This is a genomic window from Thermosediminibacter litoriperuensis (genome assembly GCF_008124715.1).
Taxonomy (GTDB): Bacteria; Bacillota; Thermosediminibacteria; order Thermosediminibacterales; family Thermosediminibacteraceae; genus Thermosediminibacter; species Thermosediminibacter litoriperuensis.
The window spans coordinates 1-23,853 of sequence record NZ_VNHO01000025.1 but is presented as its reverse complement, the minus strand read 5'-3'; the positions used below and the strand labels follow the sequence as shown (position 1 = coordinate 23,853).

The window sequence follows — 23,853 nt, the reverse complement described above, 5'->3', positions numbered from 1 at the left end:
AGGGATTTATCATATCAATAATCTTCTTCCTCGCTCTCTCCGTACTCCAGGTTATCCTTATAATCCTCATCGCTGAAGTCCAGATCCCGCGCAAGTTCTCTGTCCTCCTCGATGAATTCCTCGTATACGTCTTCGTCCTCCGGCTCTTCCTCCAGGTCTTCGTCGGGTTCCTCTTCCCTTACAGGCATTTCTCCCTGATCTTCCAGGCCCTCCATGTTCACGTCGAGGGCTTCGGTATCCTCATATTCGTCAGTCTCCTTGATCTCTATCTCCTTAGCATCCTCAGAAAGTATCTTCACGTCAAGGCACAGGGACTGCAGTTCTTTGATAAGCACCTTGAAGGATTCGGGTATCCCCGGTTCCGGCACGTTTTCGCCCTTTACTATAGCCTCGTAGGTCTTCACGCGGCCCATTACGTCGTCGGACTTCACCGTCAGGAGCTCCTGCAGGGTGAAGCTTGCCCCGTACGCCTCCAGAGCCCATACTTCCATTTCACCGAACCTTTGGCCGCCGAACTGGGCTTTACCGCCCAGCGGCTGCTGGGTGACCAGGGAGTAGGGACCCGTAGACCTGGCGTGGATCTTGTCATCCACCAGGTGGGCCAGCTTGAGCATGTACATGTAACCCACCGTAACCTTTTTGTCGAAGGGTTCGCCGGTGCGTCCGTCCCTGAGCTCAATCTTGCCGTCTTCAGGCAAACCGGCCTTCCTGAGGCACTCAAATATTTCATCTTCGTGGGCGCCGTCGAAAACCGGCGTGGCCACATGCCAGCCCAGCACCTTTGCCGCCCATCCGAGATGCGTCTCCAGCACCTGACCGATGTTCATCCGGGAAGGAACGCCAAGGGGGTTCAGTACTATGTCCACCGGCGTCCCATCGGGCAGATACGGCATGTCTTCCACGGGCAGTATCCTGGAGATTACACCCTTGTTGCCGTGACGGCCTGCCATCTTGTCGCCCTCGGAGATTTTCCTCTTTTGGGCTACGTAAACCCTGACCAGCTGGTTCACTCCCGGTGGCAGTTCGTCGCCGTTTTCCCGGCTGAACACCTTGACGTCCACGACGATGCCGTACTCGCCGTGAGGAACCCTGAGGGACGTGTCCCTGACCTCCCTCGCCTTTTCTCCGAATATAGCCCTGAGCAGCCTTTCTTCCGCGGTGAGTTCGGTCTCGCCCTTGGGAGTTACCTTGCCCACTAGTATGTCCCCGGCACGGACCTCGGCGCCTATTCGGATGATTCCCCTTTCGTCCAGATCTTTCAGGGCGTCCTCACCCACGTTAGGTATATCTCTTGTGATCTCTTCGGGACCCAGTTTGGTGTCCCGGGCCTCAGCTTCGTACTGCTCTATGTGAATCGAGGTGAAAACGTCCTCCCTCACCAGGCGTTCCGAAATCAGGATGGCGTCCTCGTAGTTGTAACCTTCCCAGGGCATGAACGCCACCAGCACGTTCTTGCCCAACGCCAGTTCGCCGTGGTCCGTGGAAGGGCCGTCGGCTATTGGCTGGCCCGCTTCAACCCTCTCGCCCTTTTTCACTATAGGCCTCTGGTTGATGCAGGTCCCCTGGTTGGACCTCATGAATTTATGAACTTTATATACATCAAGGCCCTTGTCGCTATCCCTCCGGATCACTATCTCTCTTGCCGTTACCCTTTCCACCACGCCCGAATTTTTGGCCACAATCATGACGCCGGAATCCAGAGCGGCCCGCCACTCTATACCCGTACCCACCAGGGGAGCTTCCGTGGTTATGAGAGGAACCGCCTGGCGCTGCATGTTAGAACCCATGAGGGCGCGGTTGGCGTCGTCGTGTTCCAGGAAGGGAATCAGAGCGGTGGCTACGCTGACCAGCTGCTTCGGCGATACGTCCATGTAATCGACTTCTTCAGCGGGAACCACTACAGTGTCGTCCTTATACCTGGCCGTAACCCTCTTCTGCACGAACCTGCCCTCTTCGTCCAGGGGCACATTCGCCTGTGCTATGATAAATTCCTCTTCCTCATCGGCGGTCAGATATTCCACGTCGTCGGTGACCACGCCTCTTTCTTTGTCGACCTTACGGTAAGGCGTCTCTATAAATCCGTACTGGTTTACCCTGGCATAGGTGCTGAGGGAGCTGATGAGTCCTATGTTGGGACCTTCAGGAGTCTCGATGGGACACATACGGCCGTAGTGGGAGTAGTGGACGTCCCTGACCTCGAAGCCGGCCCTCTCGCGGCTCAAGCCCCCGGGCCCGAGGGCGCTGAGTCTCCTCTTGTGAGTCAGCTCCGCCAGGGGGTTGGTCTGGTCCATGAACTGGGACAGCTGGCTGCTGCCGAAGAACTCCTTTATGGCAGCCACCAGAGGCCTTATGTTGATGAGTCCCTGAGGAGTTATGGCGTCCACGTCCTGGATGGTCATGCGCTCTTTGACGACCCGCTCCATCCGGGCAAGCCCTATGCGGAACTGGTTTTGCAGGAGTTCGCCCACTGACCTGACCCTGCGGTTGCCCAGGTGGTCGATATCGTCCACGTCGCCGATGCCGTAGGAGAGATTCAGGAGGTAGTTTATGGAAGCAACTATATCCTCTACGGTGATATATTTCTCCGTGGGAAAAACATCGGGGCCTTCGCCGTCGTTGTATCCGTTGGCTATGACCTTTACCGCCTTGTCTTCCTCGACCATTATCTTGATCTCGTTTATCCTGCGGGACTCAAGGGTTTCGGCCATCTTGCGGGTAATTTTTTCGCCTTTTTTGAGGATTATCTCCCCGGCGTCGGGGTCCTCGACGTTCTCCGCTGCTATCTTGCCGACGATGCGGTTCCTGAGCCTCAGTTTTTTGTTGAACTTGTACCTGCCCACGCTGGCCAGGTCATAGCGCTTGGGGTCGAAAAACAGGGCCTCCAGGAGAGCTCTTGCGTTTTCCACAGTGGGCGGCTCTCCGGGTCTCAGCCTCTTGTATATTTCGAGGAGCGCCTCTTCCTGATTTTCCGTGTTATCCTTTTCTAAAGTCCTGAGGATTTTTTCGTCTTCGCCTAAAAGTTCGAGGATCTGCGCGTTGGTGCCGTACCCGATAGCCCTTAAGAGCACAGTTACAGGGATCTTTCGGGTCCTGTCGACCCTCACGTATATGACCTCGTTGGAGTCGGTCTCCATTTCAAGCCAGGCACCACGGTTGGGGATAACTGTACCCATATAGAGGGCCCTGCCGTTCTTGTCAATCTGCCGGTCGAAGTACACGCCGGGCGAACCCACGAGCTGGCTTACGATAACCCGCTCGGCTCCGTTTATTATGAAGGTGCCGTTTTCGGTCATGAGCGGGAAGTCGCCCATGAAGACGTCCTGTTCCTTTACCTCGCCTGTCTCTTTATTTATAAGTCTTACGCGAACCTTAAGGGGAACAGCGTATGTAACGTCCCTTTCCTTACACTCATCGACCGAGTACTTGGGGTTGTTATCCAGGGTATAGTCGAGAAACTCCAGCACCAGGTTACCGGTAAAATCCTCGATGGGAGAAAACTCCTGCAGAACCTCTCTGAGGCCTTCGTTTAAAAACCACTCGTAGGACTTCTTCTGTATCTCTATCAGGTACGGGAGATCTCTTATTTCCTCGATCTTGGCGAAACTCCAGCGGGTGCGTCCTCCTACTTTTACGGGACGAACCATCCTTTCCTTCACCCCTTTATAAAAGTAAAAATAGCCAAAAGCGAGGCCCCCAACAAAAAACCTGCTTTTGGTTTTTGCCGTTACAGTTTTCCATCTATATAATATTTACCATTTTCAGTCTATTATATTCAGCGTAAGGCAGTTTGACCAACTTTGTCCATAATCGTGCAGTTTATAATAATATCATACGGAAGTTAATTTGTCAACAAAATTCCCTCCATGAGGTCAGATTCACTCACGATTATGGACCCCAGCTCGAGAAACTTCATTATCTCAAGAGCTATAAGGGCTCCCGCCGCTATGATGTCCGCACGGCCAGGGGCAAGGCCGGCGATCTTTTTTCTTTCCAGGGGCGCGAGGCGGCAAAGCTTTCCGGTGATGGCTTCCATCGCGTCAAGCCCCAGGACGCATCCGTGCACCTTTGACCAGTGGTATTCCTTCAACTCCAGGGATACGGCCGCCAGGGATGTGAGCGTGCCTCCAACCCCTACGGCAGTCACGCCCTGGGGACTTTTCATACCTCCGAAGCGGTCTTTGAAATTCGAAAGCAGGCTGCGGGCTTCATGCCGAAGGGCGGTTATTTCCTCCGCCTGTGGAGGATCAGATTTTAAAAACCTCTGCGTCCACCTGACGGCTCCCATGGGAAGGCTTACGCTCATCTCGACCTTTTCGGATCCGAGGGCAAGCTCGGTGCTGCCTCCGCCTATATCTACGACAAGGGCCTGCCCTTGGAGTCCCAGGCCCTCCCTTGCCCCCAGGAAGGAGAGCTCGGCCTCTTCCTGGCCCGAAAGCAGCCGGACCTCGATCCCCACCCGCTCTTTAATCGATTTCAGAAACTCCTGACCGTTTCCGGCTTCCCGCACGGCACTAGTGGCAAAGGCCGTTATCCTCTCGCAGCCGGCGAACAGGGCTGCTTTTTGAAATTCGAGGACGGCGGTCAGGGTGCTTTCCATGGATTCTGGGCTCAATAAGCCCGTTTCGGCGACGCCTTCGCCGAGGCGGGTGGTCACCAGGTCCTTGAATACCGGCATTACCCTTCCTCCCTCGACTTCGGCTACAAGAAGTCTCACGGAATTCGACCCCAGATCTATGACAGCCGCTTTCATGGGACACCTCCCGGTACAGTATTTGGCTCTCCCTTTTTCATATACACTAAAAATCCAGGGTCTTCGCCCTGGATGATTTTAACCATTCTAGAATATTACGTGAATGTCAAATTATCAATAGGCCCTGCGCTTATACCCCCCGGAACCCTTTTTGGACTCGTAGCGCCTCAGATCCTGCTGGCGTTCTTCGCTTTCCTTCAAGAATCTGGCTAATTTTTCCTCAAAGCTCAGGTTGCTCATCCTCCGGTGCCTCTGGTTTTCCTTGGTCTTGCGGATGGACAGGCTGATCTTGCCGTCTTCGGATACGGCGATCACCTTGACCTTCACGATGTCGTTGCAGTTCAAATAATCTCTGACGTCCTTTACGAAACCGTCGGCCACCTCCGATATATGCACCAGGCCAGTAGCGCCGTCGGGTAGCTCCACGAAAGCTCCAAATCTGGTAATTCCGGTAACTTTCCCCTCTACGATTTGGCCCACATCAACAGGCATTCTAAAAGTATTCCTCCTTTAAAACATTGCGCTTAATGAGTTAATTATACTCTACAAATCAGTCCAAAGTCAATAATGCTAATCGCCGCGGGGCGATGATATTTTATAGAGAATCTCCCCGGGCTTGACCAGCCCCAGCTGGTCCCTGGCCAGCTTTTCTATATAGCTTTCGGTATTTAAAAGCTCAATCTCCTTTTTAAGCCTATCCCTTTCCTCTACGAGCCGGCTCATCTCCTGACTGAGCTCCAGCTCCTGCCGGCGCAGGTCGTTGATTTTGAGTTGTTGCACTGTAAAAGTGTATACGAAGTATACCAGAAAAAGGATGAATATTATTCTCCCCAGCTTGAATCTCTTCTTACCTCCCACCGCAAGTCCCCCTTTTGGGTATTACATTCGATAAAATATTCAAAAATCCTCCTTTAACCCTTTTTTATTTTAAAAAACACGCGGCGGGCATCGCTTATTATCCTCTTTACTAGCCTCACTCCCTTTAATCGAGATGCGCGCCGGAAGGCTTCTCCGGGAAGGCTGAAGGTTTTTGACAAGACCCGTTCCAGAATTATAAAAATTCTTATGACGTGGGGACTTACGGCGGTAATGTAAAACAAAAGCCCGACGCCGAATCCAAGAAAAAGATATCCCCTGACCTGTCCGTAATTGATCCGGTAGGTTATGTAAAAGGTGAAGGCCGCCGTCAACGCCCAGTACGCCAGGTCCCCCAACGCCGTCAAAAAAGGGCCGGGCCTCAAAAAATTCCTGATCCGCCTGTAAACGTCGAAGACCAGCCCAGCTACCGCTCCCGAGGCCAGGGCACCCGCTAGGAAAAGGAGCTGGGTATCCACATCTGCTAAATTCATACAGGCCTCGTTTCCTTCCGCTTGCTGTATACTACCGGAACAGCCGATTTAAAAGGCCCTTGCCCTTCTCCGTGGCGGAGATTTCCTCTGTATATGCCAGCATCTTCACGTAACCCTCAACAATAATCAGGCCCTGGTCCAGGTTCAGCTGTTTCATATGCATTTTTTCTCCCTTTATGTTGAGCATGCCTTTCTCCGTCGAAAGCACAATATCTTCATCGGTGAATTTTTCTACGTTAAGCACACCGTCTATCTCGAGAATTTCCCTGTCCTGCAAAGTGAGCCTGTGCTTTGTAGACTTTTTTTCATCCAAGAAAAAGCCCCCCCTTCATACAACTTCCCCTAGGAAATTATATTAGGGAGGGCCTTATTTTATGATATTCAGTCCCACAATTTGACGATATCCACACCTTTAAAGTAGTACTTTATTATGTCTTCCGGTGATTTGCCCTGCCGGGCTAGGACGTTGGCGCCCCACTGGGATAGCCCAACGCCGTGGCCGAACCCCTTACCTTCCATGACAACGTTTTCTCCCTCAACCCTCAGACCTGTCAGGAAGGTCGACCTCATCCTCATGGGGTCGAGGGCTGTCCTGAGATCGGGCGCGGGCACGGTGGCGTTGCCTATTTTAATTTTGGTTGCTCTGCCGGAGGGGCCTCTCTCGACTACGGATACTTCATCGATGGGCCCAGTATCCTGGCCCAGCTTTTCTTTTATCACCCGCCTCAGCTCCTCTTTGGTGAAGGTGGCCGACCACGTCTTCTTGCCTTCGGGACCGGCGTTCTCATCGGGAGATTTTACAACAGTAATATACGGCGGCTCCTCTTCCTTGTAATTAAGCCCCTCCTTCGGGGTGGCCGTCATGCCGCCCGAGTGGGAATGGAACCAGGCCTTGATGTATTTCCCCTGGTAAGTTATTACTTTACCCCTGGTCATCTGGACGGCCTTTTTCACTCTGTCGTTGATATTGGAGGGATTCCAGGCCTGGGCCTCTTCGAAGTCGGTGGATATATCGGCGTTGCCGTATTTGGACTGGCCCTTGTCGGCCACAAACTCCAGCACGTAGGTCCTGGCCAGTATGGCCTGGGCTGCCAGGGCTTCCACCGGCCAGTTGTTTTCCATTTCGCCGGCCACCACTCCTGCTACGTAATCCTCCAGATTCATCTTTTTCCTGGTATTGGTACTGACTTCGTATACGGTGAGCTGGGGTTCTTTCCCCCGGCCCCGGCTGATTTTATCCGGAATTTCGGGCAGGGCGGGTTTTTTTTCATCGGGCCGCCACCTAGCACACCCGGAAAGTATTAACGCTGCTATTACGGCCAGCACCAACAACACCGTCAATGTCCTGTGTTTCATACCAAATCCTCCCGCAAAATAAAAAAATTTAACGGTTGCAATATTAGTATTGTTCTCGAGGAGTAAATTATTATCCCGCGGGAGGAAAAAAAATAGGCCCTGTTGAGCCTATAATAATCCATTAAAAATTACAAAATATGATTGCGATCTTACTTGTTTATGCTGTCTTTCAGGGCCTTGCCAGCTTTAAACGCAGGGATGCTGGCTGCGGGAATGTTGATTTCTTCACCGGTCTGGGGATTGCGACCCTTCCTTTGGCTTCTCTCTCTTACCTCAAAGGTGCCAAATCCCACCAGCTGCACCTTATCCCTCTTCGACAGAGCTTCGGATACAGCTTCGATAAAGGCGTTCAGAGCTTTCTCCGAGTCTTTTTTTGTCAAACCGCTTTTTTCCGCCATTATGGAGATCAGTTCAGCTTTGTTCACCCAAATTCCCTCCTCTTAAATAACTGTAAGTATCATATTTAGTCTATTCTCCGCGAATTGGGAAATTCCTTCTTGTCTCTAGGAAATTTATAACTTTTTTTCTTTATTTTTCCCTTCGTTCCATAACCGGTCCATGTCTTCTAGTGACATTTCCTGTAAATTTTTATCGATTTTTGACGCAGCCTCTTCGACATATTTAAACCGCCGGATAAATTTTCTGGTAGCTTCCCTCAGGGCAAGTTCCGGGTTTACGCTTAAAAACCGCGCCACGTTGACTACCGCAAAAAGGAGATCCCCTATCTCTTCCCTTATTTTATCACTATTATTGCTTTTATATACTTCCTTCAGCTCTTTCAGCTCTTCGTACACCTTTTCCAGGGCTCCCTCCACATTTTCCCAATCGAAACCCACCCTGGCAGCCTTCTCCTGAACCTTGTAAGCCCTCATCAGCGCGGGGAAGATCTCGGGCACCTTGTCCATCGTCTCGGCATAGGAGTTCACTTCTTTTTCCTCTTTTTTTATGTCTTCCCAGTTTTTTAGTACGTCGGCGGCACCACTGACCTTTAAATCGCCGAATATATGGGGGTGACGGCGTACCATCTTTTTACAGATGCCGTCAACCACATCGTCAAAGCAAAAGCGCCCGTTTTCTTCGGCGATCCTGCTGTGAAAAACTATCTGTAAAAGGAGGTCGCCCAGTTCTTCCGAAAGCTCCCCGGGATCGCCGCCGTCAATGGCGTCGATCACCTCATAGGCTTCTTCCAGCAAAAAGGGTTTGAGCGTCTCGTGAGTCTGGGCCTTGTCCCACGGACAGCCGTTTTCACCCCTAAGCCGGGCCATTATTTCAATCAGGTCCTTCATCGAATACCCGGACGTAAAAATCACCTCCTAATAGCACCCATTTTCTGCAGCCAGCGGATTATACGCGATCCTCCGGGTATAAGGCTCAGTTCCTCTTCCCCTAGGCCCCCGGCGGCGAGGAGCAGCAACGGGTATATAAAGGCGCCCAAGCCTACCGACGCCAGAGTGGCCGCACTGTTGCCCGCGCCCGCCGCTCTCATCGCTTCGTAGCAGTAATATACGGCCCCTCCCATGACTGCTGTAGCCAGAGAAGGCTTTACTATCATGCGGTTCAGATCCAGGGCCATTCCGGTCCATTTCATCGCCGAAACGAAATTTAAGAGCGATGAAACCAGATACCCGACGACAGTTCCCAGAGCGGCCCCCTTTATGTTTATCCCCGGGACCGCGGTCAGGGTGTAATTTATGAATACCTTGAAAACCGCCCCTACTGCCAGGTTTCTCACCGGTATGGCGGTTTTCCCCACGCCCTGTAGTAACCCCGTGGTAGTCTGCTGCAGTGCCAGGAATATGATACCCCAGGATAGAATTGACAGCGGAATCCCGGCCTGTGGATTCTTGTAGAGCAGCACCGACACCGGCTCGGCCAGCACGAACAATCCCATAGCCGCCGGCAGGGCAAAAATAAAGGTCACCCTCACTCCGGTCTCGGCCCTGGCCGCCACCATTCTAGCGTTTTTCAGCGCTACGGCCTCCGAGACGGCCGGCACTAGGCTGGCCGCCATGCTCATGGTCATCACCGCAGGCAGGTTTATGAGCGGCGCCGCCATGCCGGTGAGCTGGCCGTATAGCTCGGTGGCTCTGATCACCGAAAAGCCGGCGTCCTGCAGCCTCCTCGTGACAATGGCCGCGTCGGCCAGGTTCATAACCGGAATAATAAGCCCTCCGAGGGTTATGGGTATGGCGAAGGCAAAAAGCCTCCAGGCTATATGTACCGGATTTTCCAACACGGCGTCGGAGCCGGCCCTGAGGGAATCGAAAAGATCCCTCTTTCTCCTCCTGTAAACAGCCATCAGCAGCAGTAACCCTGCTAACGAACCCACGACGGGCCCGAAAGCGGCTCCGGCGGCGGCGTATTCGACGCCCCTGGGAAGCAGCAGAGTCGCCAGTACGAATACGGTTACCACCCGGCCCACCTGTTCAATTACCTGCGATACAGCCGAGGGCGTCATATCCTGCAGTCCCTGGAAGAACCCGCGAAAGCTGGACATAATCGAAACGAAAAAAATCGCCGGAGAAATGCTGATCAGCGGGTAAAAGGCTTTCGGGTTGCCTAGTACCTTCTCGGACAAAACCCTAGCGCTTAGCATTAAAAACACCGTCAGCACGGCTCCTACCAGCGTCAGGACGACCAGCGACACCTTGAATACCCTGTGAGCGTTTCGATACCTCTTTACGGCCACATCCCCGGCCACCATCTTGGATATAGCCGTGGGAAGGCCGGCGGTGGAGACGGACAGCAGTGTCACGTATATGGGGTAGGCCATTTGATAAAGGCCCATGCCTTCGTCCTTTATCATCATAGCCAGTGGAATCCTGTAGACGGCACCCAGGATCTTTACCAGAAAGCCCGCTGCAGTGAGGATGATGGCTCCTTTGAGGAAGGAATTTCGTTTTTCCGTCAAAGAGGACCCCGCCTTTCCTGGCTTGCTTCATACTACGCCCCTTAATTATATTCTATTTGATTCAGTCCTTCAATATTTAAATTTTCCTTGAAGGAAATTATGTTTTTTGTCAAACTTTTTTTGCGTTTTATTAAATTTTCCTTGAACAGGATTATTTTAAGTAATATTATTATATTGTATAACGCGCTGTTAGCATCAGAAAAAATAAAGCGCTAACTGGGGGAGGGAACCATAATATGGATAATTTAAAATCCCTGCTGCTGGCTAACCTGAAGAAAGTGCATTACAACCTGCCGGTACCCCGCCTGGTGGAGGAAGCAGTTGCCAGAGGCGAAGGGGTTCTGGCATCCAACGGCGCCCTGGTAGTCCACACGGGAAAATACACCGGCCGCTCACCAAACGACAAGTTCATCGTCGACGAACCGCAGGTGCGAGATGAAATATGGTGGGGCAACAACAAGCCCTTTTCCCGCGAAAAATTCGACGCTCTTTTACGCCGCATGGCCGCCTACCTCCAGAACAGGGACGTCTTCGTCTTTGACGGCTTTGTATGTGCAGATCCCAGATACCGGATCCCCCTGCGGGTGGTCAACGAGTACGCGTACCAGAACCTCTTCTCCAGACAGCTTTTCATCAGGGCTGCCGGCGAGGAACTAAAGGGCTTTTGCCCTGAAATCACTGTAATCTCCGCCCCCGGCTTTAAAGCCCAACCCGAAATCGACGGGACCAATTCCGAGGCTTTCATCATACTGAGCTTCGAAAAAAGAATGGTGCTGATCGGCGGCACCCTTTACTCCGGCGAAATAAAAAAATCGGTGTTTACAATGCTCAACTACATCATGCCCAAGGCAGGAGTGCTTTCCATGCACTGCTCGGCCAACATGGGGCGGGACGGTTCTACGGCGCTGTTCTTCGGGCTTTCCGGCACGGGAAAAACCACTCTTTCGGCCGACCCGGAAAGGCTGTTAATCGGCGACGACGAACACGGATGGTCGGACGAGGGCGTCTTCAACTTTGAAGGCGGCTGCTACGCCAAGTGCATAAACCTCTCCAGGGAAAAGGAACCGCAGATATACCACGCTATAAGATTCGGCACGGTGCTGGAGAACGTGGTGTTCGACGATACGACCCGAGAGCCGGACTACGGCAGCGACGCCATAACCGAAAACACCAGGGCGGCATACCCTGTGGACTACATACCCGGCGCGGTGATACCGGGAACCGGAGGTCACCCTCGTGCGGTGATCTTCCTTACCGCCGACGCCTTCGGCGTGCTGCCGCCGATCGCCAGGCTGTCCATAGAACAGGCGATGTATTACTTCATATCGGGATATACCAGCAAGCTGGCAGGCACCGAGCGCGGGGTAACGGAACCTCAGGCAACGTTTTCCGCCTGTTTTGGAGCTCCGTTCCTGCCCCTGTCACCTCTGGTTTATTCGGAACTTTTAGGGGAAAAGATAAAAAAATACAGCACCGAAGTCTTCCTTGTAAACACAGGCTGGTCCGGCGGGCCTTACGGCGTCGGGCAGAGAATGGACCTCAACTACACCCGCGCCATGGTGAGAGCCGCTCTTAGCGGGAAACTCTCCGGCGTCGAGTATGAAGAAGACCCGGTATTCGGGCTGATGATACCCAGGACGTGCCCCGGCGTGCCCCCGGAGATTCTCAATCCAAGAAATACTTGGCGGGACAAAAGGGCGTATGACGAGACGGCGATGAAACTAGCCCGGAGCTTTGTTGAAAATTTCAAGAAGTTTTCTATCGACTGGCCGGAGGTAACCGCCGCCGGTCCCAGGGTGGCGAAATAAAAAATAGCAGCCTTTTCGCTGCTATTTTTTATTGATATATATTCATCTGTCTCGACAAAAATCCGGCCGCGGTTTCGGCCACCTTGAGCTCCAGCTCCCCCATCGAAACGTTCGGGTCCTTGGAGAGCAGTATGACGGCCCCTATGGGATCGCCGTCGGCGATAATCGGGACGATTACCTGACTGGTGTATCTCACCTTGCCGTCCTCATCGTCAGCGGTGATCTTCACGTATTCCTTTTCGCTGGTCCTATCTATGAGGACGGTCCTGCGTTCATCCAGTATGGCTTCCATGTTTGAACTCAGCGGTTTATCGATGAGCTCTTTTTTAGGAGTACCGGATACAGCTATTATTGCATCCCTATCGGCTATGCAGGCAATATGGCCGAGGGAATCATGGAGGGCTTCGGCGTACTCTTTCGCAAAATCCGCCAGTTCTCCTATGGGGGAGTATTTTTTCAGGATGACCTCACCTTCACGGTCGGTGAATATCTCAAGAGGGTCACCTTCACGAATTCTCAGGGTTCGCCGGATTTCTTTCGGAATCACGACTCGCCCTAGGTCGTCAATACGTCGCACAATTCCTGTTGCTTTCAATGTTGTCCCTCCTTATATTCAAAAGCATCAATTCTCTCACCAATAGTATACAACCCAGTAACCTGTTTTATTCATTGGAGGGAAGTTGTAGAAATTCCGCCATCTCTTCCAGCAGCTTTTGAATCCGCAAAAACAGTTTGTGCCCGGACATATTTCTGACCTTAAAAGTAAAGGCCGGCACTGTAGTGCCCAGGAAATTTACTCTATTTTGAAAGGCGGTGCTGAGGGCGAAAAACTGCTCCGGAGACATAGCATAAGCGGACTGAAACTTGAAAGTTATTAAATCGTTTTGCTGGATAATACTGGACAATTTTAATTTTTTTGCTAGAACTTTAAGGCGCGCTATGGATAAAAGATTCCTGGTGAGTTCCGGTATATCCCCGAACCTGTCTTCTATCTCCTCTTCCAGGTCGCCGGCCTCTTCCAGGGTCTCTACCGCAGCGATGCGCCGGTAAATATCTATCTTCTGGGCGGTATTCCGGATGTAATCGTCGGGGATGTAAGCGCTCAGCTTGAGATCTATAACGGGCTGGACCTCTTCCTTTTCCGGTTCTCCCCTGAGCTCCCGGACGGCCTCGGCCAGCAGTTTACAGTAGAGGTCGTAACCCACGACCATCATATGGCCGTGCTGTTCGGCGCCTAGGATGTTACCGGCGCCCCGGATCTCTAAGTCCCTCAGTGCTATCTTGAACCCGGCGCCGAATTCGGTGAAATCCCTTATGGCCGCCAGGCGCTTTTCCGCTGCCTCGCTCAGCGTTTTGTCCTTCCTGTACGTAAAGTACGCGAAGGCCTGGGCGCTGGACCTGCCGACGCGCCCCCGCAGCTGATAAAGCTGGGAAAGACCAAACCGGTCGGCCGATATTACAATAAGGGTATTGACGTTGGGTATGTCGAGCCCCGTCTCGATGATGGTGGTGCACACCAGCACGTCGTACTTGTGCTCGTAGAAATCCATCATCACCTCTTCCAGCTCATTCTCATGCATCTGTCCGTGGGCCACTGCTATCCTGGCCTCCGGCACCAGAGCTGAGAGCCTTTTAGCCTCTTCATAGATGGTATTTACTCTATTGTAGACGTAATAAACCTGCCCTCCCCTTGAAAGTTCTCTCATTATGGCGTCCCTTATAAGGGAGTCGCTGTACTCCACCACATAGGTTTGTATGGGATAGCGGTTTTCCGGCGGAGTCTCGATGACGCTCATATCCCTTATGCCGGTCATCGCCATATGCAATGTCCGGGGTATAGGCGTCGCGGTCAGGGTGAGCACATCCACGTTCTTTTTGAGCTGTTTTATCTTTTCCTTGTGGGCGACGCCGAATCTCTGCTCCTCATCTATAACAAGGAGCCCCAGATCTTTGAACCTCACATCTTTCTGCAGCAGCCTGTGGGTACCAATAATTATATCTATCGCTCCGTTCTTCAGGTCTTTTATTATAGCCTTCTGTTCAGCCTTTGATTTAAAACGGCTTATCACCTCGACCCTTACCGGGAACGGGGCAAATCTTTCGGAAAAGGTGCGGTAGTGCTGCTCGGCCAGAATGGTGGTGGGCACCAGCACCGCCACCTGCTTGGCGTCCATGACCGCCTTAAAGGCCGCCCTCATGGCGACTTCCGTCTTGCCGTAGCCCACGTCTCCGCAGAGGAGCCTATCCATACATTTGTCGCTCTCCATATCCCTTTTTACTTCCTCAATGACCGTAAGCTGGTCCGGCGTTTCCTCATACGGGAACATATCCTCGAACTCCTTCTGCCACACCGTATCGGGCGAAAAGGCAAAGCCCTTCATGGTCTGCCGGGCGGCGTAAAGCTCCAGCAGTTCTTTCGCCATCTCCTTTACCGATTCCTTGACCCGGGCTTTGGCCTTGGCCCATTCGCCGCTCCCCAGCTTGTTCAACCTCGGCGGTCTGTCCTCGGGACTCACGTATTTGTGGAGCATCTCCACCTGGTCGGTAGGTACGTACAGTTTATCCCCTCCGGCGTACTGGATGGCAAAGTAATCCTTCTTTTGCCCCTCCACCTCCAGGGTCTCTATCCCCAGGTACCTGCCGATACCGTGGGATATATGCACCACATAGTCTCCGGCCGAAAGCTCTTCTATCGCAGTAATTTTTTTGCCCCCAGTGCGCACCTTCGGCCTTTTTTGCTTTATCTTGGGCTGTCCGTATACGTCCAGGTCGGAAATCAAGGCGAACTTTATCTCGGGAATCTGGAACCCCTTTTCCAGAGAACCCGGGGTTATTACCACCTGTCCCGGCAGCAGTTCCTCACCAAGAGTACCGTAAAAGGCGGCGTCAAGGCCTCTTTCCCTCAGGGCCCTGCTAAGATGTTTTCCCCTCTCGCCGGTTCCCGAAAGGATAACGATGCGGTATCCCTTTTTCTTCAAATGCGCTGTCTCCTCCGCCAGCAGGTCCACCTTGCCGTGGAAGGAGGTAACCGAACGGAACTGGAAGGAGTATAGACCGCCTATTTCGAATTCCCCGGGAATCCGGGGGAGCATGGAGATGTAAACGGTTTTCGCCTTTCTCAGATTTTCCAGGATGTCAAAAGGGGTGAAATACATTTCCGAAACCGAAGGGAGCACCTGCCCCTTTTCCAGAAGGCCCTTGTAAGTCTCTTCTATTTCAAAGGCCGAGGTCTTGGTGCTCTCTACGATCTTCCCCGGCTCAACCAGTATCACGAGGGGAGGCGAAGCGAAATAATCGGTCAAAGACGAAAGGCGCGAATAAAAATGGGAAATGTAAAGCTGGGCCGATTCGAAAAACTGGCCGTTTTCCAGCTTTTCTATGTGTTCTACTATCTTTTCCTCCAGCTGTGCGGCTATCTGGGCAGACCCCGTAAGCTCAAAAGCCTTTTTCCTGGCCTCCAGCTCCCGGGCTATACTTATGGCGGCGCTTTTGGCCGTTTCTCTGTCGAACACCACTTCACGGGCGGGGAATATAAACACCTCTTGCAGCTTATCCATAGATCGCTGGTCCTCTACTGAAAACTCCCGGATGGAGTCCACCTCATCCCCGAAAAACTCCAGGCGGTACGGATTTTCCACCGTCATGGGATACACATCCAGGATACCGCCCCTTACGGCGAACTGCCCCCTGCCTTCGACGGTGTCCACCCTCTCGTATCCCATGAAGGAAATCTTTAAAGCCGCCTCTTCCAGCGGCACCGACTCTCCCACCCGGAACCTTATTGTGAATTTTTTAACAATTTCGGGCGGCATCATCCTGTTGGTAAGAGCCTGTAACGGAGCCACGACCACCGGCTGTTTTCCGGTAACCAGGGATTCCATCACCTTCAGCCTTTGGGCGGTAAATTCCGGGCTCCTGGCGGCGGTCTCGTAAGGTATCACGGAGCTCGCCGGGAACATGGCAACGTTCCCGGTCCCCAGGAAATACGACAGGTCGTCGACCAGCTTCCTGGCGTCCAGTGAATCGGCGGTCACTACCAGCACGGGTTTTGAGATCCTTTTCCTGACGGCAGCTACCAGGAAAGCCCTCTGGGAATCCGACAGCCCGTAGGCGAAGAGCCCGGACAGCCCCCTTTCCAGGTCGCCGGCCAGTTTATTAAATTCGGTTATTTCTCTTGATAAGGAACATATATCCATATTTTACTCCCTTTAGCATCCAATATATTTTTTAATATTCTGACAAATACCGGCAAGCCCTTATTTTAAGGGTTATGCCGGTCGCTTTTATTATTATCGCCGTTTTACCGGTCTTTTATTAAGTTCAGCCGATTCGGCTATTATATTATATACAATATTATATCACATGGCAACTCAATGCAGCCAGGGCATTTTATAAATCAGGCCGGCGCCGGGCTTTTAACCCGGCGCATCTTCATTATTTCTTCTTTATGATGTTTTCGTTCCTGGAGAAAGGTTCGTTGAAGATCATGTGACCAGCAAGGGTTCCTTCCTTTTTGCCCTCGATCAGGAACTGGACCTTCTCGATCCCGGGAAGTTCCGTGAGGGAATTCACTACGGAATTGATGGTCATGGCCTCGCCGGTGGAGCCGCCCCAGTGATTTTCCTTAAACTCCTTTGAAAAGTTGACGTAGGCGATGCCGTCTTTCACCTCTATCGACAGCAGTTTCGTCCCCTCGGGGATGGTCCTGGAGAGACCCGGTTTTGTGGGGCCCTTTATGAGTTCCTCCACCACGATCTGCTCCAGGGGTTTTTCGCCCCTTTCCACCTCCCTGACTTCCGGCTCCAGGTACATGGCGTTTTCATCGGTGAAGTACAGCGTCACCGCCACCTTATTCAGGTCCCGGTTTATCTTTTCTATGTCGTACCTGGCGAGCGGCCCGTAAGGGGCGCCGCTGGGTGCGGTAAGCTCCTTCCCCTCCACGAGTATAAGCACTTTCTCTATATCCGGCAGGTCGGCCAGGGTGTTCACCACCGAGATCACCGCAAAGCTCTCCGCCATCACGCCGGGGAAACTGCCGAATTCCTTTGAAAAGTTCACGGTCGCCTGTTTATCCTCCACCTTAATGCCCAAAAGTTTCGTGTTTCCCGGGATGTTGGACTTCAGCCCTTCCTTTTTTGGCCCCTTGAGCAGCTCTTCCACAGCCACCTGGGGCAAGGTCTTGCCCTGCGGCACCTCGACGGTCCTCTCCTCTATGAGGATCTTGCTGTTATCCTCATTGTTGTAGTAAAGGTTTATCCTGGCGGTTCGTTTTCCCGGCGCGCACGCGGCCAGGGTCGCCAGGAGGCAGAGCAAAAGACACACAGCCAGGATTTTTTTCATCGCCAATCACTCCTTGCAATTTACTTCAACACCAGTCTGTTCTTATTTTCATTTTTTTGGTTGAACCCTATCCCCCATGACCCAACGGTTCCAGCTCATATGAAGCAGTGCGGATATAAAAATCCCCGCGGCCAGGCTCCCGGAACGGTCCACCACCAGGACCGCGGCGGCGCCGAAAAAGGCGTGGCTCAGCAGGGCAAGGGCTCCTGCCAGGTACGAACGGCCGCCCCGGCTCCGGGCTGCATCGTAAAAGGCTTCCACCACGCCGAAGGTAACATGGGACGAAAGTATATCCCCTCCCAGCAGCGCTGCTATGCCCGTCTTGAAGATTTCTTCAAACACAGGAGCCCCAAGGGTTATCGCCTCCTCCTTCACCACCCTGGCCAGCTTCGTATTTAAAACCAGGGAAAAGAGGGCCGATAAAAGGCCCGCCGCCACACCGTATCCTGCGCTCTGATCCAAAGCATTCCCTCCAATTTTTCGCGTCATAATTAATTTATCCCATAAAGGCCGCCAAAAATCATAAATTTCACGCCGGTAAATACCATAATTTTCCCCTTCTAAAAAACGACGGCCGAGTATATAATATGTACAAACACATGTTTGCCAGGAGGAATTCCCATGGGCTTCTGTCACCTGCACGTCCATTCGGAATACAGCCTTCTCGACGGCCTGTGCCGCCTGCCCCTGCTGGTAAAGAAATCGGCGGAACTTGCTATGCCCGCCATAGCCCTAACCGACCACGGCGGCCTTTACGGCATGGTCCCCTTTTACAGGCTGTGCCTGGAGGCGGGCGTAAAGCCCATCCTGGGGTGCGAGGTATACGTGGTCGAGGATATAACCTGCAGGCGGGGGAAGGAATCGCCCCACCACCTGGTGCTGCTTTCGGAAAACCAGGAAGGGTTGAAAAATCTGCTCTCCCTGGTCACCCGTTCCCATGTGGACGGCTTTTACTACCGCCCCCGGGTCGACAAAAAGCTCCTCGCATCGCACGCCAGGGGTCTCATAGCTCTGAGCGGCTGCATCCGGGGCGAGGTGGCGGATCTCATACTTCGCGGAGACGCAAAAGCTGCCGAGGAGGCGGCAAAAGAGTATGCGGACATCTTCGGCCGGGACAACTTCTTCCTGGAGCTCCAGTACCACGGGCTCGCCGCCGAAAAAAAGGCCAACTTCTGGATGAGGTCCATCGCCGAAAGGCTGGGAATCGGGCTCGTGGCCACCAACGACGTCCACTACCTGCAGCCCTCGGACGCCGGAACCCACAGGGTGCTGCTCGCGGTCCAGACCCTCTCCGCTCTGGGCGAAGCGGCGTCTCTGCCGGGAAACCAGCATTACCTCAAAAGCCCCGCGGAAATGGAGGCTTTGTTCCGTGAGATCCCCGAGGCCCTCGAAAACACCGTAGCCATAGCGGAGAGGTGTGATGTACGCCTTCCCCTGGGAGGGACTAAACTGCCGGAAATAGCCCTGCCCGAAGGGGTTAGCGCCGACGACTACCTGAGAAAGCTTTGTTTTCAGGGGGCAATGGCGCGCTACGGTCGCCCGCTGCCGCAGGAGGTGAGGGATAGACTGGCGCACGAGCTTTCGGTGATAAAAAACACCGGCTACGCTGGCTACTTTCTCATAGTCAAAGACATCGTGGATTTTGCCCGCGAAAGGGGAATCATCGTAGGGGCAGGGCGCGGCTCAGCGGCCGGGAGCCTGGCAGCCTACGTGCTCGGCATAACCGACGTGGACCCCGTAAAATACGGCCTCATCTTCGAGAGGTTTTTAAATCCCGAGAGGATAAGCCCGCCGGATATCGACATCGACCTGTGCCACCTGGGGAGGCGAGAAGTGCTGGAATACATAAGGCACCGCTTCGGCAGGGAGCGAATCGCCCACGTGGGCGCATTTTCCACCCTTCAGGCGCGGGCGGCGTTCAGGGACACGGGGCGCGCCCTGGGTCTTGCCTACGAAAAAATAGACGCCGCCTGCTCCCACATCCCTTACTCCCACATAAATCTGGAGGATGCGTTAAGAGAGAGCCTGCACCTGGCATCCCTCGTCAAAAACGACGCCGGGGTCCGCCGGGCCTTTACCATAGCCCGCAAGCTCCAGGGCCTGCCGCGCCATATGACCCAGCACTCGGCAGGGGTGGCAATAGCCGACAGGCCCCTTACCGAATACGTGCCGCTCCAGCGCGCATCGGGGGAGGAGATAATAACCCAGGCGGACATGTACGCCCTGGAAGAGCTGGGCCTGGTGAAAATAGACCTGCTGGGGCTCAGGTTTTTGACTGTCATCGGGGAGACGCTGAAGCTGGTCCAGGAGCGATACGGCGTCGCTATGAAACCGGAGGAAATACCCCTTGACGACGAAAGCACCTATCTAGCCCTGGCCCGGGGAGATACGGGAGGCTGTTTCCAGCTGGAATCTGGAGGCATGAGGAACATGCTGAGGAGGATAAGGCCCAGAAACATCGAGGATCTGTCCGCCGTATTGGCCCTGTACCGCCCCGGTCCTTTAAAGAGCGGCATGGCCGAAGAATTCATAGCCCGCCGCCAGGGCAGAAAACCGGTTTCGTATATCCACCCCGCCCTGAAACCGGTCCTCAGGGATACTTACGGCGTATTCGTCTATCAGGAACAGCTCATGCAGGCAGCCTGCCTGATAGCCGGCTATACGCCCGGAGAAGCGGACCTGCTGCGCCGGGCCATCGCCAAAAAGAAAAAAGATGAGATAGAGAGGGAAAAGCCCCGGTTCTTGAAGCGGGCGGTGGAAAGGGGCATAGATGAAAATACCGCCGGGGAATTGTTCGCCACCCTGGAGGCCTTCGGGGACTACGGTTTCAACAAGTCCCACAGCATATCCTACGCCGTCATGGCCTACCGCACCGTTTACCTGCGGGAGCATTTCCCCCTGGAATATTTTTCGTCGCTCTTCAACCTTTATATGGACGCACCGTCGCGCCTGCAGCTTTACCTGTGCGAGGCCCGCCGCCGGGGAATTCGTCTGCTTTTGCCTGACATAAACAGGAGCGGCGCGGGTTTTAGGCCCGAGGGCGAACCGCACCAGTGCGCCATAAGAACCGGCCTCGCCCTGATAAAAAACCTGGGCCCCCGGGGGATCGAGGAAATCCTGCGGGCCCGCGAGAACGGCCCCTTTACAGGGTTTTTCGATTTCTGCCGCCGGGTGGACCGGAGGATCATAAACGCCAGGGCTCTGGAATCCCTGGTGTTCTCGGGAGCCTTCGATTCCTTCGGCATACCCCGTCCCGCACTCCTCATTTCCCTGAAATGGGTGCTTTCCGGGCACGCCGCCCAGCCCCAAAACCAGCTCTGCCTCCTGAACGAGGATCCGGACGCTGAAACCCTGGCCGCAGACCTCTCCCTGGCCGACTTCACCCCCAGCCAGAAGTTGGCCCAGGAGATGATGTCGATGGGTTACTACATTACAGCCCACCCGATGGAATTTATAAAACAAGGGCTGGACGAAATCTGTACCCATACCGCATCGGAAGTGGAGGAAATCGGGGAAAAGCAAAAGGTCAGACTCTCCGGTATACTGCTGGATCTCCGGTCGGGCAGGACCCGCAGCGGCGAGCGCATGCTGTTCGCCAGGCTGGAAGACCTCACCGGCTCGGTGGAGCTCGTAATTTTCCCCCGGCAGCTGCGCCTGTTTGCTCCCTACATTTATACGGGCTCCATAGTATCGGTGGCGGGCTGGGTGGACCTGAACGACGACGGCCGCCGGACCGTGGTGGTGGAGGAAATCCGGCCTTTTACAGGCTGCGGTCTTGCAGCCGCCCGGGAAGGCTAGCGCCTGTAAGGTCCGATTAACACTTGCGGAAAAGCGCGATCCGGTTGGTGTTTGTCCCGTAATTGTTGTTGTCTATACCCCATATATGGGAGGTTTTGGTGAAGTGCTGCAGGTTGACCACTATGCCCGGGCATTCAAATCCGGCCCTCAGGCCCAAGGGCACCACGTATTCGTCCAGGTTGATGGATCCCCTTCGCACTTCTCCCACCTCGAAGGCCACCCATCCCCCCGGCGCCGTTTTCCTGTAAAGCTCGCAAAAAACCTCCTGCATTATGCCGCACCAGTCGGCCAGATCGCGGGCTACCGTCACCCTCTTTGATATGTCTTGGGGGTCTATACCGTTAAACCAGCAGCGGAGCCAGTTGTCGGTGGCGTAATCCACCACGTCGAGGAAAGGAGGCGAAGTGACTGTAAGATTTACCGACCCGGATTCGATCTTGGGTGTATGCCGGGCGTCGCAGCATAAAAAGAGCCCCGTCCTGCCGGCCTTTAAGAGGTTGAGCCTTTCCCGGAGTTCGAGTCTTCTGAGCAAGCTCTTGGTCTTTTTCAGGATGATGGCCCTGGTATCCCGGTACTCGGGCTTCTGCCCCAGCCTCTCGTTTATCTTTACCTGCCTTTCGGGGGTCACGGCTTGGTTAGGGGGCAATGTATAGACCGAAAAAAAGCCGGGCGAATGCCCCGTCAGCCTGCTGGTGGCTACCATCCTTATCCAGCGGTCGACGTCGTCTTCCGTCCCTTCCTGCCTTCTCCGGTTGAGGTAATTCCTCAAAGAAACTATTTCCGCCTCGGTATCCGGGTGGTAAAACATCGAAAGGTCCATCTCCGCCCGGGCTCCGGTATAAACCGGCACCCGGCGGAGCCTTTCCTCCACCTCGGACGGCGACGGGATGAAGAACCTGGGACGACACAGGATTTCGCTAAGAGGGTTTACATCGTTGGATATAACTCGCCTGCCCAGCAGCCCCGCTTCCACGACGGTAGTACCGCGACCGCTGAAGGGGTCGTACACCACGTCCCCCTTCCGGGTCAGAAGCCGGATGAAAAAGGCAGGGAGCTGGGGTTTAAAGCAGGCCCTGTAGGAAATCTCGTGGATGGAAGAAGCCTGCCGCTGCCGGGAAGTCCAGAATTCGCCTACGAACCGGGGTACTTCCATCCCGCCGACATCAATGTATTCGATCCGCGTCGGGGTTTCTCCCGCTCGGTTGGTTAAAAATTTGATGATCCTGCCAGTGCTTTTTATCTAAATCCCCCCATCCTAACTTCGCTTCCAGGTACCGGTGCGTTCGTCGTATTCCATATCTATACTTTTGTCTTCACCTTTTCGCCTTTCACCCGGTATTTTTTTCCGGGATTTGAACAGGTACCAGGCGAGGCCTCCCAGCGCGATAAGCGGCCACATCCCTTTTATTACCGCAGCGGCCGCCGTCAGAAGCAGCAGAATTCCACCAAGGTAAAGGGGGCTCAGATCCACGCGGGTTTTGCCTTCCCCTTTTACCTCCCTGTTAAAACTCCTGCCGGCCTCCATCAGGATAAACCCCACGAGCGAAAGCAGCATCGCCCGGATCAACTTTCTCATATTTAGCCCTCCTATAGATCAGCCTTTAACCCCTTCCCAGAATATCAAAACACCCGAAGCCCTGGGAATTTTTGCTGCCCAGCCCGGCGTCGTAGGCTATTTTCAAAAGAGCCGGGTCTCCTCTGAGGATATATACGCCCATCCATCCCTTTATTATAACATCCTTATACTTTATTTTCTTGCAGTACTTTTCGCTCAAGGGGAAAGCAGGCTTGATCTCGAATTCCGGTTCACCCGGCTCTTCTCCGGTCAGCACCGCGTATTTCTTCAGCAGGTTGTTCCTCAGGAGTTCTCCAAATTCCTCCTGCAGCGGGGTAAGGTATAAAGTCCTCTTTTTCTCGCCCTCGACCAGGGTTTTGTAGGCCACCACCGGCGAGAGCATCTTAATCTTTATCCTGTCGCCGAAGTCGGGCTCTTCCACAGGCCCGTAAACCGTCACGTTTTCCAGCACTACGCGCCGGCCCGCGAGGGAAAGGTCATCGTTCTTCAAAAGCCCTCCCGCCAGCTCCCGCAGGAAGCGCTCCAGGGGCGACGATACTGTGAGGTGGAAGGGTGGTTCGAACTCGATCCTGCCGCCTTCCGCCATCCTGAACCTGCCCTCAAGCCTGGAAAAGGTAAAGAGCTTGAACCTGCGCTTTTCCCAGGGGAAACCGCACTCGTGCAGGAACTCTGCGAATTCCTGCGTCAGGTTTGAGTAAATCATCCCCTGGATTATGTGGTTGTAATGAACCGGTAGCGCCACCGGGCTTTCGGAGTTAAAAGTAAGCTTCATCCTCATAAGGCCACCGCCTGTATAAACTCACTTTATTTCTTCGACATTTTACCGGCAATATCCTGCCAATAAAATAAGAGCTTTGAATTAATCAAAGCTCCAGCTTGTAGACAAAGCCGCTTTTAGGTTATGCATCCTAAAAGCGGCTTTTTGTTGAAGGCGAAGAAAATTTTTAAGAAAAACGAATGTAAAG

At 53.6% G+C, this 23,853-nt stretch carries 19 protein-coding genes; 2 read left to right on the top strand and 17 right to left on the bottom strand.

Features of this window, described 5'->3' with window-relative positions:
* Positions 1-14: 14 nt before the first annotated feature.
* From rpoB to LZ11_RS09690, 10 genes are all read right to left on the bottom strand, one after another.
* A complete protein-coding gene (gene rpoB / locus LZ11_RS09735) occupies positions 15-3,644 on the bottom strand; it encodes a DNA-directed RNA polymerase subunit beta (protein ID WP_148867694.1) in 3,630 nt (1,209 codons plus the stop codon).
* 194 nt (positions 3,645-3,838) lie between these two features.
* Positions 3,839-4,750: a Ppx/GppA phosphatase family protein gene (locus LZ11_RS09730; RefSeq protein WP_148867693.1), complete on the bottom strand. Its 912-nt coding sequence runs from the start codon at positions 4,748-4,750 to the stop codon at positions 3,839-3,841.
* Positions 4,751-4,864: 114 nt separating this feature from the next.
* Positions 4,865-5,242 carry a S1 RNA-binding domain-containing protein gene (locus LZ11_RS09725; RefSeq protein WP_148867692.1) on the bottom strand — a complete coding sequence of 126 codons (378 nt, stop codon included), beginning with the start codon at positions 5,240-5,242 and terminating at the stop codon, positions 4,865-4,867.
* A 78-nt stretch (positions 5,243-5,320) separates the two neighbouring features.
* Entirely contained in the window at positions 5,321-5,608 is a 288-nt protein-coding gene (locus tag LZ11_RS09720; protein WP_246110790.1) for an FtsB family cell division protein, read from the bottom strand.
* Between the two features lie 53 nt (positions 5,609-5,661).
* Positions 5,662-6,099 (bottom strand): spore cortex biosynthesis protein YabQ, encoded by a 438-nt coding sequence (gene yabQ / locus LZ11_RS09715; RefSeq protein WP_148867691.1) that lies wholly within the window; start codon positions 6,097-6,099, stop codon positions 5,662-5,664.
* Positions 6,100-6,130: 31 nt separating this feature from the next.
* A complete protein-coding gene (yabP, locus tag LZ11_RS09710) occupies positions 6,131-6,412 on the bottom strand; it encodes a sporulation protein YabP (RefSeq protein WP_148867690.1) in 282 nt (93 codons plus the stop codon).
* A 68-nt stretch (positions 6,413-6,480) separates the two neighbouring features.
* A complete protein-coding gene (locus LZ11_RS09705) occupies positions 6,481-7,455 on the bottom strand; it encodes a SpoIID/LytB domain-containing protein (protein WP_148867689.1) in 975 nt (324 codons plus the stop codon).
* A 149-nt stretch (positions 7,456-7,604) separates the two neighbouring features.
* Positions 7,605-7,880, bottom strand: a complete 276-nt coding sequence (locus LZ11_RS09700; protein ID WP_148867688.1) for an HU family DNA-binding protein — start codon at positions 7,878-7,880, stop codon at positions 7,605-7,607.
* Between the two features lie 87 nt (positions 7,881-7,967).
* The gene (gene mazG / locus LZ11_RS09695) at positions 7,968-8,741 is read right to left on the bottom strand and encodes a nucleoside triphosphate pyrophosphohydrolase (protein ID WP_148867700.1); all 774 of its coding nucleotides are present in this window, start codon (positions 8,739-8,741) and stop codon (positions 7,968-7,970) included.
* A gap of 20 nt (positions 8,742-8,761) precedes the next feature.
* Positions 8,762-10,366, bottom strand: a complete 1,605-nt coding sequence (locus LZ11_RS09690) for a putative polysaccharide biosynthesis protein (RefSeq protein WP_148867687.1) — start codon at positions 10,364-10,366, stop codon at positions 8,762-8,764.
* Between the two features lie 236 nt (positions 10,367-10,602).
* Between LZ11_RS09690 and pckA the strand changes: the two genes are divergently transcribed.
* Positions 10,603-12,174, top strand: coding sequence for a phosphoenolpyruvate carboxykinase (ATP) (gene pckA, locus LZ11_RS09685; protein ID WP_148867686.1), 1,572 nt, complete (start codon positions 10,603-10,605; stop codon positions 12,172-12,174).
* A gap of 28 nt (positions 12,175-12,202) precedes the next feature.
* On the opposite strand, the gene spoVT is transcribed toward pckA, so the two are convergent.
* The 4 genes from spoVT to LZ11_RS09665 all read right to left on the bottom strand — a co-directional run bounded on the left by spoVT (position 12,203) and on the right by LZ11_RS09665 (position 17,976).
* On the bottom strand, positions 12,203-12,769 hold the full coding sequence (gene spoVT, locus LZ11_RS09680; protein WP_148867685.1) for a stage V sporulation protein T: 567 nt from the start codon (positions 12,767-12,769) through the stop codon (positions 12,203-12,205).
* Positions 12,770-12,836: 67 nt separating this feature from the next.
* Entirely contained in the window at positions 12,837-16,370 is a 3,534-nt protein-coding gene (mfd, locus tag LZ11_RS09675; protein WP_148867684.1) for a transcription-repair coupling factor, read from the bottom strand.
* A 238-nt stretch (positions 16,371-16,608) separates the two neighbouring features.
* Positions 16,609-17,514: a GerMN domain-containing protein gene (locus LZ11_RS09670; protein WP_148867683.1), complete on the bottom strand. Its 906-nt coding sequence runs from the start codon at positions 17,512-17,514 to the stop codon at positions 16,609-16,611.
* A 48-nt stretch (positions 17,515-17,562) separates the two neighbouring features.
* Positions 17,563-17,976 (bottom strand): hypothetical protein, encoded by a 414-nt coding sequence (locus tag LZ11_RS09665; RefSeq protein WP_148867682.1) that lies wholly within the window; start codon positions 17,974-17,976, stop codon positions 17,563-17,565.
* Positions 17,977-18,135: 159 nt separating this feature from the next.
* Between LZ11_RS09665 and dnaE the strand changes: the two genes are divergently transcribed.
* Positions 18,136-21,312 carry a DNA polymerase III subunit alpha gene (gene dnaE / locus LZ11_RS09660; RefSeq protein ID WP_148867681.1) on the top strand — a complete coding sequence of 1,059 codons (3,177 nt, stop codon included), beginning with the start codon at positions 18,136-18,138 and terminating at the stop codon, positions 21,310-21,312.
* 16 nt (positions 21,313-21,328) lie between these two features.
* Here dnaE and LZ11_RS09655 read toward each other — a convergent pair whose 3' ends face one another.
* From LZ11_RS09655 to cas6, 3 genes are all read right to left on the bottom strand, one after another.
* Positions 21,329-22,465: a DNA methyltransferase gene (locus LZ11_RS09655; protein ID WP_148867680.1), complete on the bottom strand. Its 1,137-nt coding sequence runs from the start codon at positions 22,463-22,465 to the stop codon at positions 21,329-21,331.
* A gap of 102 nt (positions 22,466-22,567) precedes the next feature.
* Positions 22,568-22,888, bottom strand: a complete 321-nt coding sequence (locus tag LZ11_RS09650; RefSeq protein WP_148867679.1) for a hypothetical protein — start codon at positions 22,886-22,888, stop codon at positions 22,568-22,570.
* Between the two features lie 25 nt (positions 22,889-22,913).
* Positions 22,914-23,666, bottom strand: a complete 753-nt coding sequence (gene cas6, locus LZ11_RS09645; protein WP_148867678.1) for a CRISPR-associated endoribonuclease Cas6 — start codon at positions 23,664-23,666, stop codon at positions 22,914-22,916.
* Between the last annotated feature and the right edge of the window lie 187 nt (positions 23,667-23,853).